Origin of the sequence: Affinundibacterium amnicola (assembly GCF_014284275.1) — a bacterium.
GTDB lineage: Bacteria > Pseudomonadota > Gammaproteobacteria > Burkholderiales > Burkholderiaceae_D > Undibacterium > Undibacterium amnicola.
On record NZ_JACOFU010000001.1, the window covers coordinates 691276 to 706251 of the forward strand.

Annotated in this window: 15 protein-coding genes; 10 read left to right on the forward strand and 5 right to left on the reverse strand. The window is 45.1% G+C overall.

Translation table 11 applies throughout. From position 1 onward, the window contains the following. The first annotated feature begins 90 nt into the window (after window positions 1–90). From phaR to H8K33_RS03135, 4 genes are all read left to right on the forward strand, one after another. Entirely contained in the window at window positions 91–642 is a 552-nt protein-coding gene (gene phaR / locus H8K33_RS03120; protein WP_186889496.1) for a polyhydroxyalkanoate synthesis repressor PhaR, read from the forward strand. A 97-nt stretch (window positions 643–739) separates the two neighbouring features. Continuing rightward, window positions 740–2122: a 30S ribosomal protein S12 methylthiotransferase RimO gene (gene rimO, locus H8K33_RS03125; RefSeq protein ID WP_186889497.1), complete on the forward strand. Its 1383-nt coding sequence runs from the start codon at window positions 740–742 to the stop codon at window positions 2120–2122. 79 nt (window positions 2123–2201) lie between these two features. Beyond that, window positions 2202–3371 (forward strand): cystathionine beta-lyase, encoded by a 1170-nt coding sequence (locus H8K33_RS03130; RefSeq protein WP_186889498.1) that lies wholly within the window; start codon window positions 2202–2204, stop codon window positions 3369–3371. Window positions 3372–3397: 26 nt separating this feature from the next. After that, complete coding sequence (locus H8K33_RS03135) at window positions 3398–3877, forward strand: GNAT family N-acetyltransferase (protein WP_186889499.1); 480 nt, start codon at window positions 3398–3400, stop codon at window positions 3875–3877. A gap of 111 nt (window positions 3878–3988) precedes the next feature. On the opposite strand, the gene H8K33_RS03140 is transcribed toward H8K33_RS03135, so the two are convergent. From H8K33_RS03140 to H8K33_RS03160, 5 genes are all read right to left on the reverse strand, one after another. Beyond that, complete coding sequence (locus H8K33_RS03140) at window positions 3989–4267, reverse strand: hypothetical protein (protein ID WP_186889500.1); 279 nt, start codon at window positions 4265–4267, stop codon at window positions 3989–3991. Between the two features lie 126 nt (window positions 4268–4393). Next, the gene (gene acnA / locus H8K33_RS03145) at window positions 4394–7129 is read right to left on the reverse strand and encodes an aconitate hydratase AcnA (RefSeq protein WP_186889501.1); all 2736 of its coding nucleotides are present in this window, start codon (window positions 7127–7129) and stop codon (window positions 4394–4396) included. A gap of 95 nt (window positions 7130–7224) precedes the next feature. After that, complete coding sequence (locus H8K33_RS03150) at window positions 7225–7734, reverse strand: hypothetical protein (RefSeq protein ID WP_186889502.1); 510 nt, start codon at window positions 7732–7734, stop codon at window positions 7225–7227. A 99-nt stretch (window positions 7735–7833) separates the two neighbouring features. Next, window positions 7834–8811: an HpcH/HpaI aldolase/citrate lyase family protein gene (locus H8K33_RS03155; protein ID WP_186889766.1), complete on the reverse strand. Its 978-nt coding sequence runs from the start codon at window positions 8809–8811 to the stop codon at window positions 7834–7836. A 134-nt stretch (window positions 8812–8945) separates the two neighbouring features. Then, window positions 8946–9935 (reverse strand): malate dehydrogenase, encoded by a 990-nt coding sequence (locus H8K33_RS03160; protein WP_186889503.1) that lies wholly within the window; start codon window positions 9933–9935, stop codon window positions 8946–8948. A 410-nt stretch (window positions 9936–10345) separates the two neighbouring features. Here H8K33_RS03160 and H8K33_RS03165 point away from each other — a divergent pair, with 410 nt between their 5' ends. The 6 genes from H8K33_RS03165 (at window position 10346) to H8K33_RS03190 (ending at window position 14960) form a co-directional block, all read left to right on the forward strand. Continuing rightward, complete coding sequence (locus H8K33_RS03165; protein WP_246443317.1) at window positions 10346–11122, forward strand: GntR family transcriptional regulator; 777 nt, start codon at window positions 10346–10348, stop codon at window positions 11120–11122. A 158-nt stretch (window positions 11123–11280) separates the two neighbouring features. After that, the gene (sdhC, locus tag H8K33_RS03170; protein WP_186889505.1) at window positions 11281–11694 is read left to right on the forward strand and encodes a succinate dehydrogenase, cytochrome b556 subunit; all 414 of its coding nucleotides are present in this window, start codon (window positions 11281–11283) and stop codon (window positions 11692–11694) included. Window positions 11695–11696: 2 nt separating this feature from the next. Continuing rightward, window positions 11697–12065 (forward strand): succinate dehydrogenase, hydrophobic membrane anchor protein, encoded by a 369-nt coding sequence (sdhD, locus tag H8K33_RS03175; RefSeq protein WP_186889506.1) that lies wholly within the window; start codon window positions 11697–11699, stop codon window positions 12063–12065. A 2-nt stretch (window positions 12066–12067) separates the two neighbouring features. After that, on the forward strand, window positions 12068–13843 hold the full coding sequence (gene sdhA / locus H8K33_RS03180) for a succinate dehydrogenase flavoprotein subunit (RefSeq protein ID WP_186889507.1): 1776 nt from the start codon (window positions 12068–12070) through the stop codon (window positions 13841–13843). Window positions 13844–13853: 10 nt separating this feature from the next. Continuing rightward, window positions 13854–14564: a succinate dehydrogenase iron-sulfur subunit gene (locus H8K33_RS03185; protein ID WP_186889508.1), complete on the forward strand. Its 711-nt coding sequence runs from the start codon at window positions 13854–13856 to the stop codon at window positions 14562–14564. A gap of 126 nt (window positions 14565–14690) precedes the next feature. Then, complete coding sequence (locus H8K33_RS03190; protein ID WP_186889767.1) at window positions 14691–14960, forward strand: FAD assembly factor SdhE; 270 nt, start codon at window positions 14691–14693, stop codon at window positions 14958–14960. Window positions 14961–14976 lie beyond the last annotated feature (16 nt).

The following is a 14976-nucleotide window of genomic DNA, read 5'->3' on the forward strand; positions in this document are numbered from 1 at the left end:
GCAAAATTCGCCCAAGATGCTTACGATGAAGATGGGGATTCGTAAGCATCTTAGTTTTATTTTTTAATGCAGTTTTTGAACGAGAATGCAATGAATAGCACAAAAAAAATAAACAAGCATTTGATTAAGAAATACCCAAATCGTCGCCTATACGATACACAAACTAGTAGCTATATCACCTTGGTCGATGTGAAGCAATTCGTGATGGAAAATGATGATTTTGCAGTGGTCGACGCCAAAACTGGTGAAGATTTAACACGTAGTATTTTGCTGCAAATTATTTTGGAAGCTGAGGCCGGCGGTGCGCCGATGTTTTCTAGCGTCGCTTTAGCGCAAATTATTCGCTACTACGGTCATGCGATGCAAGGCATGATGGGTTCTTATCTTGAGAAAAATATTCAGGCATTCATCGATATACAAAATAAACTGACCGAAGGTGCTGGTGGCGGTGTAGAAGGAAAACCATTTAGTCCGGAAATGTGGACACAGTTTATGAACGTGCAAGGGCCGATGATGCAAGGCATGATGGGCAATTATATCGATCAAAGTAAAAATTTGTTTGTACAAATGCAAGAGCAGATGCAGAACCAATCAAAGAATATGTTTGGCTTTCCATTCGTTCCAGACGATAAGAAAAAGTAATGAATTCAAACGCTTGCAGCGAATCTATCGTTGTACAAGCTGTAGTAAGTAGCTAAGAAAGGGTACAATAGCGAATTGCTTTGTATCCTTTTTTATTATGTCTAACGAAACTCTCATTTCTGCATCCACCCAAGTAGCGCCCAAAGTTGGTTTTGTCTCTCTCGGGTGCCCGAAAGCCTTGGTCGATTCAGAACAAATTCTTACGCAATTGCGTGCAGAAGGCTACGAAACTGCTAAGTCTTATGATGGCGCCGATTTGGTCGTCGTGAATACTTGTGGATTCATTGATGCAGCCGTGCAGGAATCTTTAGATGCAATCGCTGAGGCGCTTAATGAAAATGGCAAAGTGATCGTGACTGGCTGTCTAGGCGCGAAAAAAGATGCCGATGGCAATGATCTGATCAAAAGCATACATCCGAAAGTCTTGGCAGTGACGGGACCACACGCATTGACGGAGGTGATGAGCGCCGTGCATTTGCATTTGCCAAAACCGCATGAGCCTTTCATTGACTTAGTTCCGGCACAAGGCGTGAAGCTGACACCAAAACATTTTGCTTACTTAAAAATTTCTGAAGGCTGTAACCATCGTTGCAGCTTCTGTATTATTCCATCGATGCGTGGTGATTTAGTGTCGCGTCCAATTGGTGAAGTCATGGTCGAAGCTGAGAATTTATTCAAAGCTGGCGTTAAAGAATTGCTGGTTATTTCTCAAGATACTAGTGCTTATGGTGTGGATGTGAAATTCCGTACTGGCTTCTGGGATGGTAAACCAGTCAAAACACACATGACACAATTGGTGGAAGCACTGGGTGAACTCGCGAAACGTTACGATGCCTGGGTGCGTCTCCACTATGTTTATCCTTATCCTCACGTCGATCAAATCATTCCATTTATGAATAATGGCCACGTGTTGCCGTATTTGGACGTACCTTTGCAGCATGCGCATCCTGACGTATTGAAGCGGATGAAGCGCCCAGCCAGTGGCGAAAAAAATATTGAACGTATCAAAGCTTGGCGTGAAATGTGCCCAGAAATTACGATACGTTCGACTTTTATCGCTGGTTTCCCGGGCGAGACAGAAGAAGAGTTCGAATATCTTTTAGACTTCTTGAAAGAAGCTGAAATTGATCGCTTAGGTTGCTTTGCGTATTCTCCAGTTGAAGGCGCTACTGCAAACGAATTAGCAAATCAATTGCCAGATGAAGTGCGCGAAGATCGTCGCCGTCGCGTGATGGAATTGCAAGAGACGATTTCTAAAAAACGTTTGCAAGCGAAAGTTGGTAAGACGATGCGCGTGTTGATTGATAGTCTCGATCGTAGTGGTGGTGTCGGTCGTAGCTCAGCTGATGCACCTGAAATTGATGGCGTAGTGTATGTTAAGCCGCCATTTGAACCGCATCGTAAATTGAAGGTTGGTGAATTTGTTGAGGTAAAAATTACCGCTGCCGATGCTCACGATTTGTGGGGTGAGGCAATTTAATCTTCGTTTTGTTTGATTGAGAGGGGCGATTTTTCGCCCCTATTTTTTATCTATTTAGACTTTTATCGACGACATTATTATGACTGACAAACAGCAAGGTTCTAGTACCACGATTGTTCATCCTGCTTATGAGTCGCCCGATGGATTTTCTGCGTTTCCTACCGCCATTCATCATGCTTCGACAGTTTTATTTAAAGATGTTGAAGCAATGCGTGCCCGTAGTTGGCTTAACAAGTCGACGTACACATATGGTTTGCATGGCACGCCAACCAGCTTTCAATTGGAAGGTGAGATAGCTCAAATTGAAGGTGGCAATCATTGTGTATTAGCGCCAAGTGGGTTGGCCGCGATCAGCTTGGTGAATATGGCGTTTCTTGAGGCTGGTGATGATGTTTTGGTGCCTGACAATGCTTATGGACCAAACAAAGAGCAAGGGGCGTGGCTTCAACGAAGTTTTGGCATTAGCGTTCGCTTCTATGACCCGATGATAGGTAGTGGCATTGCGGACTTAATTTTGCCAAATACTAAATTAATCTGGACAGAAGCACCAGGTTCTGTATCGATGGAGGTTGCGGATGTGCCAGCCATCTGTGCAGCTGCGCATAGCAAAGGTGTACTGGTTGCGCTAGATAACACTTGGTCCGCAGGTCTCGCCTTTAAACCTTTCGAACACGGTGTCGATATTTCTATGCAGGCGCTGACGAAATATCAAAGTGGTGGTTCTGACGTGTTGATGGGAGCGGTTATCACCAAAGACGTCGAGCTAAATAATCGCTTATTGATGGCACACATGCGCTTAGGTTTAGGCGTTGGCATGGATGATGTGTACTTGGTGTTGCGTGGATTGCAGAGTATGAAGCTGCGCTTTGATGCACATGACGCAGCAGCACGTAAGCTTGCAACGTGGTTAAAAAGCCGACCAGAGATCGCGAAGGTCTTGCATCCGGCGTGGGAAGATTGTCCAGGACATGAAGTTTGGAAGCGCGATTTTACCGGTGCAGGCGGTTTGTTTTCTGTGCTCTTTGACGAAAAATATTCAGAAGCACAAACCGACCAATTCGTGAACCAATTGAAGCTCTTTAAGATTGGCTTTAGTTGGGGTGGTTCGCATAGTTTATGTGTGCCATATCGTATAGAAACCATGCGCCAAAGTTGGAGCGACAAGGGAATTCTGGTGCGCTTTAATATTGGTTTGGAAGATGTAGAAGATTTGATTGCTGATATAGAGCAATCTTTGAATTCACTTTAAATTTTAAAAATTTGTCGAGGTTTACTTTGTCAATCAGTATTCGTAAAGCAGTTCCGGCAGATGCTGCCACCATTCACGGCTTCATTGTTGAACTCGCCGTCTATGAAAAAGCAGAGCATGAAGTGAAAGCTAGCATCGCAGAAATCGAAAGCAGTATATTTTCTGCGAACTCACCCGCTAAAGCCTTGATTTGTGAATTGAACGGCGTTGCAATCGGCTTTGCAGTTTATTTCTACAACTATTCAACATGGCAGGGCAAGAAGGGACTGTATCTGGAGGATCTTTATGTCTCTCCAAAACATCGCGGCCTAGGTGCAGGCAAATTCTTGCTTCGTCATCTTGCGCAAATTGCCGTGGACGAGGGCTGTGGTCGCTTTGAGTGGAGCGTCTTGGATTGGAATCAACCAGCGATAGATTTTTATAACGCGGTTGGTGCTAAAGCGCAAGCAGAGTGGGTCAAATACCGTTTGGCTGGCGATGACTTATTGAATTTTGCCAATACGTAATTGGATAGACGACATTAGAAATTTTCTTTTATAAATTAAAATTTCTAAAAACAAAAGCCAGACTTCCATAGCGAAGCCTGGCTTTTGTTTTTGGCAGAATCTGCTACTTATTTATTTGCTTGCAGATGTAGATGCGGAAGCGGCTGCTGGGCTTGCCTCGACTGCCGGTGCAACAGGTGCTGATGCTGTAGACGCTGCAGTATCAACAGCAGGCGCTGGTACGGTGGCAGCAGATGCGGACGAAGCAGCTGGATCAGCGACCACGTGTTCAGAAGCTGCGCCAGTATGCGCACCAGCTTCACCTTGCATGTCCATTTTGTCGCCAGCTTTAAAAATAAAAAATAGTGCGACTGCTGCAAAAACTAAAAAACCTACTAGTGCCTTCCACATATTGCTCTCCTTGTTGTTAAATTTTACTAATAACTTATTAAAAAACCTGTGATTCAAATTCGTTTCGAAAAAAAAGGAATGCGCCGATTAAAGTCACATTCCTTTTCTTTGTTTATGCCATGTTAATTACGCAGCTAACAACTGACGCAACACGAATGGCAAGATGCCGCCGTGTTTGTAGTAATCCACTTCGATCGGTGTATCGATGCGCAACAAGACTTTGACTTCTTGCTTGCTGCCATCGGCACGATTGATGACCAGAGTTACTTGTTGTTGCGGTTTGATATCGTTTTCGATACCTTTCAAGTCGAAAGATTCATTGCCAGTGATGCCCAAAGAATCAACGCCGTCAGTGCCGATGAATTGCAAAGGCAATACACCCATACCCACTAAGTTAGAACGGTGGATACGTTCAAAAGATTTAGCGATAACGGCTTTAACACCCAACAATTGCGTGCCTTTTGCCGCCCAGTCACGGGAAGAACCTGTACCGTATTCTTCACCACCGAAGATCATGGTTGGCGTGCCTTCTGCAACGTATTTCATCGCTGCATCGTAGATTGCCATTGGTTCGCCAGTTGGTTGGAACAATGTTTCGCCGCCTTCGACGCGGGAACCGTCTTCCTTGGCTGGGATCATCAAGTTTTTGATACGTACGTTGGCGAATGTACCGCGCATCATGATTTCATGGTTACCACGACGTGAACCGTAGGAGTTGAAATCAGCTTTCAATACGCCGTTTTCTTTCAACCATTTACCGGCAGGGCTAGATTCTTTGATCGAGCCAGCAGGGGAGATGTGATCGGTCGTGATGGAATCACCAAATACGCCCAAAGCACGTGCGCCAGTGATGCCTGTCGCTGCTGCTTTTGGCTCCATCGTGAAGTCAGCGAAGAACGGTGGTTCTGCGATGTAAGTAGAACTTGGCCAGTCGTAGACTTGGCCTTCTGCCACGCCTTTGATGTCTTCCCACAATTTACCTGGCGCACCCTTAACGTCGGCATAGTTCTCTTTGAATGTTTTGGAATTCATCGCGAACTTCATCAACTTGTTGATCTCTGCGCTGGTTGGCCAGATATCGCCCAAGAAAATGTCTTTGCCTTTGACGCGACCAACAGGTTCAGTCATCAAATCTTTGTTCATGTTACCAGCGATTGCGTAAGCGACTACCAACGGAGGTGATGCCAAGAAGTTGGAGCGAATGTTCGGGTGAATACGTGCTTCGAAGTTACGGTTGCCGGACAATACCGCCGCTGCAACGATGTCGTTCGCTACAATCGCTTCATTCATCGCAGGCGTCAAATCACCAGCATTACCGATACAAGTTGTACAGCCATATGCAGTCACGCCGAAGCCGAGTTTTTCCAAATACGGCAACAAGCCAGCAGCTTCGAGATACTTAGTTACAACGCGGGAGCCAGGCGCTAAGGATGTTTTGATGTGCGGAGATACTTTTAAACCAGCTTCAACTGCTTTTTTCGCTAACAAACCAGCTGCCAGCAAAACGCTAGGATTAGAGGTGTTCGTGCAAGAAGTAATCGCAGCGATCAAGATGTCGCCGTTTTTCACTTTAACGCCATCGGTATTGGTGTACACCGCTGTCAAATCTTCTGCTTTTTTGTTGAAACCGCTTTCTGAGGTTGGCTTGCTGAACAAGTCGCTGAAAGTGGATTTGACGTTGCCGATTTCGATACGATCTTGTGGACGTTTTGGACCAGCTAATGATGGTGCCACCGTTGATAAATCTAATGACAATTCTGTCGTGTAATCGATGTCGCCTTTTTTCGGAATACCGAACATTTTCTGTGCTTTGAAATAGCCTTCAAATGCGTCGATTTCTGCTTTAGTGCGGCCTGTACCTTTGAAGTAATCGATAGTCGCTTCATCAACTGGGAAGAAGCCCATCGTTGCGCCGTATTCTGGTGCCATGTTCGCGATAGTTGCGCGGTCAGTCAGAGATAAAGTACGTGTACCTTCGCCGAAGAATTCGACAAACTTACCAACGACTTTTGCTTTACGCAGCATTTCTGTAATTGTTAATACCAGATCGGTTGCGGTACAACCTTCACGCAATGCGCCGGTCAAATTCACGCCAACAACGTCAGGTGTCAAGAAATAAACTGGTTGACCGAGCATGCCCGCTTCAGCTTCGATACCACCCACACCCCAACCAACTACGCCGATACCGTTAATCATGGTAGTGTGAGAATCTGTACCAACCAAAGTATCTGGGTAATACACATCGTTTTTCTTCGCATCAGATGCTTTGTGTACGCCACGTGCCAAGTACTCAAGATTGACTTGATGCACGATACCAAAGCCTGGAGGCACCACGCCAAAAGTATCAAAGGCTTGCATGCCCCATTTCATGAACTGGTAACGCTCGTTATTGCGTTGAAATTCCAGTTTCATGTTCAAATCAAGGGCTTTCTTTTCACGGAAATGATCGATTTGTACGGAGTGATCGACGACCAGATCAACCGGTACCAATGGTTCAATGTTCTTTGGATTTTTGCCTTGTTTTGCTGCGACGTTGCGCATTGCAGCCAAGTCAGCCAGTAAAGGGACGCCAGTAAAGTCTTGCAATACCACGCGAGAAACCACGAATGGAATTTCATCGGTACGCGCTGCAGTTGCACCCCAGTTCGCCAATTGTTTGACATGTTCTTCAGTGACTTTTTTACCGTCGCAGTTACGCAAAACGGATTCCAATACGATACGGATAGAAATCGGTAAACGTGAAACTTTCACGCCCAGATTTTTTTCCAATGCTGGCAAAGAAAAGAATTTACCTTTCTTGGTGTCAGTGATTTTAAAATCTTTCAGCGTTTTAAACGCGTCTTGATAATTGGCTTGGCTCATGGCTGTTCCTTATATTCGATGATGAACAATGAAGTGAGGTGATACGGATTTGAAACTTAAAACTAATAAACTAGCGAAATAATTCTTTCTGGCTTTTACTTCACTTGTGTTTCTGTGACGCTTAAGCTGGCAACTTTGGTACTCTTGCATTCGTTTGCTAATTGATGGCCGCGACGTGAGTCAAGTAACATGCCTTTGGATGGAATATTAATCCACACCAAACCAATTTTCTGATTCTCAAAACGATGCGCGCCGGTGGAAGTTTCTACTCGGGTTAATTTGTACAGGCGGTTTCTCCAACGCATAGCCAAGCTTTGATTGTCTTCTGGATGGGCATACATCACCAGAGAATTGCCGAGCTCACATTTGTATTCTGTATCTACGTTTTGATCAATATTCGGTTCTGGTTCGCTAGTATCGATCTCAGATTTTTTGCTATCGGCTTTAGCATTTTTTGTTGTTTTTGCTTTGGTTGTTTTTTTGCTGATAGGATCTTTGGTTGCATCGGCCGCAATCGCAGATACAGATAAGCCAGTTGCACATAAAGTAATAAGTAACTTTGCCAATAGCTGCGGCTTTAAAGGTGAAAATAATGTTGATTTCATGATGCCCCTCGGTGATTCAATTCAGTGATTCAAATTCGATACAAAACTACGCTTTATTTCTCATGCATAAGCTACTTAGTTTAGCTTAACTTAGCTGTCCTAGACCAAGTATTGTGCACCTTCGGGCAAGTTGATGCCACTCATACTAGCTTTCTTCAGAACTGTCCAATAATAGCGATAACTCGCTCTGTCGTGCAGGCGTCCGTGCATTTCTATCGGTCCCCAGTGGTTTTCTTGTGCTGTGCTCAAAATCGCAACCGCTTCATTAATCTCTGCACTGCGCGGTGCCATCGCTTTAATAATTGGTTTGATTTGGCTAGGATGTATGCTCCACATCCTGGTGTATCCAAATTCCTGACCAGCTCTGGTCGCATCGCTGATGGTTACCGATGGATCTTTAAAATCGGTGGTGACATTGTGTGATGGTACTTTGCCATGTAAATGACAAGCCGCTGCAATTTCCAGTTTGGCACGTATCACTAATGGATGGGTGAATTGCGATGGCGAGCGCATCGCACTCGCTGGAATAGCACCCCAATGCGATGACACGAAATCCATAATGCCGAAGGACAGACATTCCACTTGAGGAATCGCTGCCAAAGCCTGTACATGTGCCAGCGCAGTTTGTGTTTCAATTAGCAAATGTACAGGAATGGATTGGCGCGCATGGCGTTGTGAGAATTGGTTGATGGTATTAATGGCTGTGTTGACCTCATCAACCGTATTTACTTTAGGAAGTACAATGTAAGCCAGTTTTTCACAGGCTACACGATTGCATAAAAGCTGTTGAATATCTTGTTGAAATGCTGGGTGATCGAGATGGTGAACGCGCACCCCGATACGATTAAATTGATTACTGTCAGACGCGATCATCTGCGTCAACATGTGTATATGCGCCAATTCATTGCCAACTGCCGCGCCATCTTCACAGTCGAAAGTAATATCAAACACTGGCCCGAGCTCATTTTGCAGGCTCAAGGATTTGAGCATCAATTTTTCTGAACCAGCATAGTGATCACATACCGGTAAAAAAATTGGCGCTGCCTGATCTTGAAATAATGCTAGCGATGGATGCATCAGCGGTGATGTCATTGATAAATCGAGTGGTAAATCGTCGTGTGGTAAATCGGATCGCAAAACTTGTTACTTGAATTTAAACTATTTACAAACTAAAGGGCTTGCCCTGATAGGCAAGCCCAGTTTTAGGTCAATTAGCCGACCAAGTGTTTTACGCCATCACGCTCTTCTTGCAATTCTTTGAGAGTGACGTTGATACGTTCACGAGAGAATTCATCGATTTCTAAACCTTGAACAATCGTGTATTCACCGTTTTCTGTTGTAACAGGGAAGCCAAACATCGTACCTTCTGGGATGCCATAAGAACCATCCGATGGAATGCCCATCGTTGTCCATTTGCCATTCGTGCCCAGTACCCAGTCACGAACGTGATCGATTGCTGCATTCGCTGCAGAAGCAGCAGAAGACAAGCCACGGGCTTCAATGATTGCCGCTCCGCGTTTGCCGACTGTTGGCAAGAACACGTCTTTGTTCCATTCTTGATCATTGATCATGTCTTTAACAGATGCGCCGGCAACCGTTGCGAAACGGTAGTCAGCGTACATCGTCGGAGAGTGGTTACCCCAAACGCACAATTTTTCAATATCAGCAACTGCTTTGCCAGTTTTCGCAGCAACTTGTGACAGAGCACGGTTGTGATCCAAGCGCAACATCGCTGTGAAGTTTTTAGATGGCAGATTTGGTGCAGATTTCATGGCGATGTAAGCATTGGTGTTGGCTGGATTACCAACCACCAATACTTTGACATTGCGTGATGCAACTGCATCTAATGCCTTACCTTGCACTGTAAAAATCTGTGCATTTGCTTCGAGCAAATCTTTACGTTCCATACCTGGACCACGTGGACGTGCGCCAACCAACAACGCAACATCGATATCTTTAAACGCGGTCATTGGATCGCTATGTGCTGTCATGCCAGCCAACAAAGGGAAAGCGCAATCGTCGATTTCCATCATTACGCCTTTCAGCGCTTTTTGTGCTTTCTCGTCAGGGATTTCCAATAATTGCAAAATCACTGGTTGATCTTTGCCCAGCATGTCGCCGTTAGCGATTCTAAACAAGAGGGAATAGCCGATTTGGCCAGCTGCGCCAGTAACAGCAACGCGCATAGGGGATTTAGACATGGTATTTCTCCGCAGTGGTGTAAAAATAATATTGTAATGCTCTAATTCAAGAATTAGATTGAAACGTTTGTTTAGGACTCTGCTTAAGCATCGGTCGGGTCGTCTATTTCATCAAAATCACCAAAATCGAATGTAAGTGAAATGAGCGGCTGAAATGATAACGCTGAATCACCTTCACATGCGATTGAATTTACAATTGTGCCGCCTAATTTGCTTTGAATTTGTCAAAAATTGTGATCAACATTGCGCTAGATCAGCTTAATTGTTGGGAGTTTATTGCGCCACTTAGTTTGTGTCAATCGATATCTTATGTCTTATATAAGACATGATAAGTTTTTTACTTTTCTCTAGACTTTTGGACTGCTTTTGTGGTGAAATTGCGGACTATGAATCCAACGGTATCGTCAACTATGCAGTCTAATGAGTCGAAAAGTTTGCCAGCTTCCGATGCGGATTCGTATTCCTCCGCAGCGCCGACCTTTAGCCCACTGTATCAACAGATTAAAGGCTTAATCACGCAAAGCCTGCAATCTGGCGAGTGGAAGCCGGGTGAGCTAATTCCTAGTGAGATCGAATTAGCTGCTCGCTTCAAAGTTAGTCAGGGTACTGTGCGCAAGGCTATTGATGAATTATCTGCAGAGAATTTAGTCGTGCGCAGACAAGGGAAGGGCACTTTTGTTGCGACTCACCACGAAGCTCGCTCGCAATTCCGTTTTTTGCGCTTAGTCCCTGATAATGGCGAGCGTTCCTATCCAGAAAACAAAATCATCGAAGTAAAGCGTTTGCGAGCGCCAGCCGAAGTGGCTCGTCTGCTGGAAATGAAGGTCGGTGAGTCAGTCGTTTTTTTAAAGCGTGTACAATCTTTCGCTGGTGTGCCGACAATTTTGGAAGAGTTATGGTTGCCGGGCTCTATTTTTAAGGGTTTAACCATCGAGCGTTTGAATGAGTACAAAGGGCCGATGTATGCCTTATTTGAATCGGAGTTTGGTACGCACATGATACGTGCACAGGAAGAAATTCGTGCTGTGTGTGCCGAACAAGATACCGCAGATTTATTGCAAGTTGAAATTGGAGCGCCACTGTTAAGTGTGGAGCGAATTTCTTTTACTTATGGCGATAGAGCGGTGGAGTTGCGACGTGGCTTGTACTTAACGAATGCGCATCACTATCGAAACGAATTGAGTTGAACCGTGTGCTTGAGCAGGATTGAACCAGATTATTTGCTTAATTCTTGATCAAATTGAAGAATAATTCTCAGAAAACCGTCAAATCTGTTGGTGCAATGCATCAAAATAGGCGAAAATTATAAAGTTGTAGTGCTGAGTCATTTTGGGGGAGTTTATTTATGTCTGAAGTTGTTAAAAATAAGAAGCGTTTTGGTGTGATGCGCCTTTCTGATGCAGTCTTTGGCGGTTATCGACTACCGCTAGCAGGCTTTGTATCGATTTTGCATCGTATTAGTGGCATGTTGATGTGTTTGCTGTTGCCATTCGCATTGTATTTACTGGATCAAAGCCTTCGCTCTGAAGTGTCATTTGCCATGTTGCACGTTTTCTTCGCATCGATACCAGTCAAGCTCGTTGTATTGGCTTTGGTGTGGGCGTACTTGCACCATTTTTCTGCAGGCGTGCGTCACTTGTTGATGGATTTTCATATTGGTTTAGATAAAGACAGTGGTCGTCAATCAGCGGTCGCGGTGTTGTTCGTGAGCTTGGGTTTGACGGCTCTCGTTGCATTGAAATTGTTTGGAGTATTCTAAAAATGGCGAATAATAATATTGGATCAAAACGCCTGGTTGTTGGCGCAGGATATGGTATGCGCGATTGGTTAGCGCAACGCGTAACAGCCATTTTAATGGCGGTTTATACCGTCGTATTATTAGTTTTGTTTTTGACTTCGAAAGAATCAAGTTACATCGCTTGGAGTGGTATTTTTGCGATGCAATGGTTTAAGTTGTTAACCTTCGTCGTTGTTGTCGCTTTGCTCTACCACGTATGGGTAGGCATGCGTGACGTTTGGATGGATTATGTGACGCACTCTGTTGTATTGCGTTTGGTATTTCAGGTCGCCACTATTGTGTGGCTGATCGCTTGTGCTGGCTACGCCGCACAGATTTTGTGGAGAATGTAACCGTGGCTGCAATCAAGTCTGCAATCCCTTCGCGTCGTTTTGATGCGGTAATCGTCGGTGCCGGCGGATCTGGCATGCGCGCATCTTTGCAATTGGCAGAAGCTGGCCTCAACGTGGCTGTTCTGTCTAAAGTTTTTCCAACCCGTTCTCATACTGTAGCCGCTCAAGGTGGTATCGGTGCATCTTTGGGCAATATGTCTGAAGACAACTGGTTCTGGCATATGTTCGACACCGTTAAAGGTGGCGATTACCTCGGTGATCAAGATGCGATCGAATTCATGTGTCGCGAAGCACCGAAGGTCGTGTACGAATTAGAGCATTTTGGTATGCCATTTGATCGTAATGCGGATGGCACTATTTATCAGCGTCCATTCGGTGGCCACACCGCGAATTTTGGTGAAAAGCCAGTGCAACGCGCCTGCGCCGCAGCTGATCGTACTGGTCACGCATTGCTGCATACACTGTATCAGCGCAATGTGCGTGCACGCACCCATTTCTTCGTTGAATGGATGGCGATTGATTTGATTCGCGACGCCTCTGGTGACGTTTTAGGTGTAGTTGCACTTGAAATGGAAACTGGCGAAGTGATGATGCTGGAAGCTAAAACAACCATGTTCGCCACTGGTGGTGCTGGCCGTATTTTTGCTGCTTCAACTAATGCATTTATCAATACCGGTGACGGTATGGGTATGGCTGCACGTGCTGGCTTACCTTTGCAAGATATGGAATTCTGGCAGTTCCACCCAACGGGTGTGGCCGGTGCTGGTGTCTTGATTACCGAAGGTGTGCGCGGTGAAGGCGGTATTTTGGTGAATAGCCAAGGTGAGCGTTTCATGGAGCGTTATGCACCGACATTGAAAGATTTGGCACCACGTGACTTCGTTTCCCGTTCTATGGATCAGGAAATTAAAGAAGGTCGCGGTTGTGGTCCAAATAAAGATCACGTTATGCTCGATTTGCGTCATATCGGCGCGGATACGATTCAAAAACGTTTGCCATCTATTTTGGAAATTGGTCACAAGTTTGCCAACGTTGATGCGACTAAAGAACCTATCCCAGTCGTTCCAACAATTCACTACCAAATGGGCGGTATTCCGACCAATATTCACGGTCAAGTCGTTACGACTAAAAATGGCGTGAATGAAGTCGTGAATGGCTTGTACGCTATCGGCGAATGCGCTTGCGTATCAGTTCATGGCGCGAATCGCTTGGGTACTAACTCCTTGTTAGATTTGATCGTGTTCGGTCGCGCTGCTGGTAATCACGTTGTCGCAAGTAATCTCAAAGCACGTAGCAATAAAGATTTGCCGAAAGATGCGGCTGATTTGGCGATGTCTCGTTTATCTAAACTGGAAAACAGCACTGGCACAGAGCGCGTACAAGACGTAGCGAATGCGATTCGTAGCACAATGCAACAATATTGCGGCGTATTCCGTACTGATGAATTGTTGCAAACAGGCTTGGGCAAAATTATGGAGTTGGATGAACGTCGTAAGCACGTTTCTTTCAAGGATAAATCTAAAGTATTCAACACGGCACGTGTAGAAGCTTTGGAGTTGGATAACTTGATCGAAACAGCAAAAGCGACGATTACTTCTGCAAATGCACGTAAAGAATCACGTGGTGCGCACGCCCATCGTGATTATGAAAAGCGTGATGATGAAAACTGGATGAAGCACACATTGTGGTATTCAGAGGGTAATCGCTTAGATTACAAACCAGTTGTGACTAAGCCGCTCACGGTGGAAACCTTCCAACCTAAAGCACGTACATTCTAAAGAGATCACTATGGCACGTACATTAAAATTTCAAATCTATCGCTACGATCCGGACAAGGATGCAAAGCCTTACATGCAGGACCTGACGGTCGAATTGCAAGACACAGACAAGATGTTGCTCGATGCGCTGCAACGTATTAAAGCGGACGTCGATGATTCTTTAGCGCTGCGTCGTTCATGCCGTGAAGGTGTGTGCGGCTCTGATGCGATGAATATCAATGGTAAAAATGGTCTAGCTTGTACTACTAATTTGAACGAATTGTCTGAACCTATCGTTTTGCGCCCATTGCCAGGTTTGCCTGTGATTCGCGATTTGATCGTGGACATGACGCAATTCTTCAAACAATACAATTCGATCAAACCTTACTTGATCAACGATAGCATTCCGCCTGAAAAAGAGCGTCTGCAATCACCGACAGAACGTGAAGAATTGGACGGTTTGTACGAATGTATTTTGTGCGCATGCTGCTCTACATCATGCCCGTCATTCTGGTGGAATCCGGATAAATTCGTTGGACCAGCTGGTTTATTGCAAGCCTATCGTTTTATTGCCGATTCACGCGATGAAGCGACGAGCGCACGCTTGGATAATCTGGAAGATCCTTACCGTTTATTCCGCTGCCACACGATTATGAACTGTGTTGACGTTTGTCCTAAAGGCCTCAATCCTACCCGTGCTATCGGTAAGATTAAAGAGTTGATGGTAAGACGTGCGGTGTAAGTAGTTTCAATGTATCGCGTTAATGATTAAAGATTAGCGCATTGAAGTACTCTGTACCAGATTGACCGGGTTTTATACCTGTCAATCTGGTCAGTAAAAGAGATAGGAAAAATCATGTCAGGTGTTATGTCTGGCTTGCATCAGAGTGATCCAGTCAATCGAGCAAGACTACGCTGGCGTGCGCGCCGCGGTTTGTTGGAAAATGATTTGATACTGACGCGCTTTTTGGATGCGCATGAAGAGAACATGTCAGATGAAGAGGTGGACGCGTTTAGTCGTCTGATGGATATCTCTGACAATGCACTGATGGATTTGTTGATGGGGAAAAACGAGCCTGAAGATCAGCTTGATTTACCTCATGTCAAAGCACTGCTGACGCGTCTGCGCGCAGCCTAAGATTTTGTACTTTTTG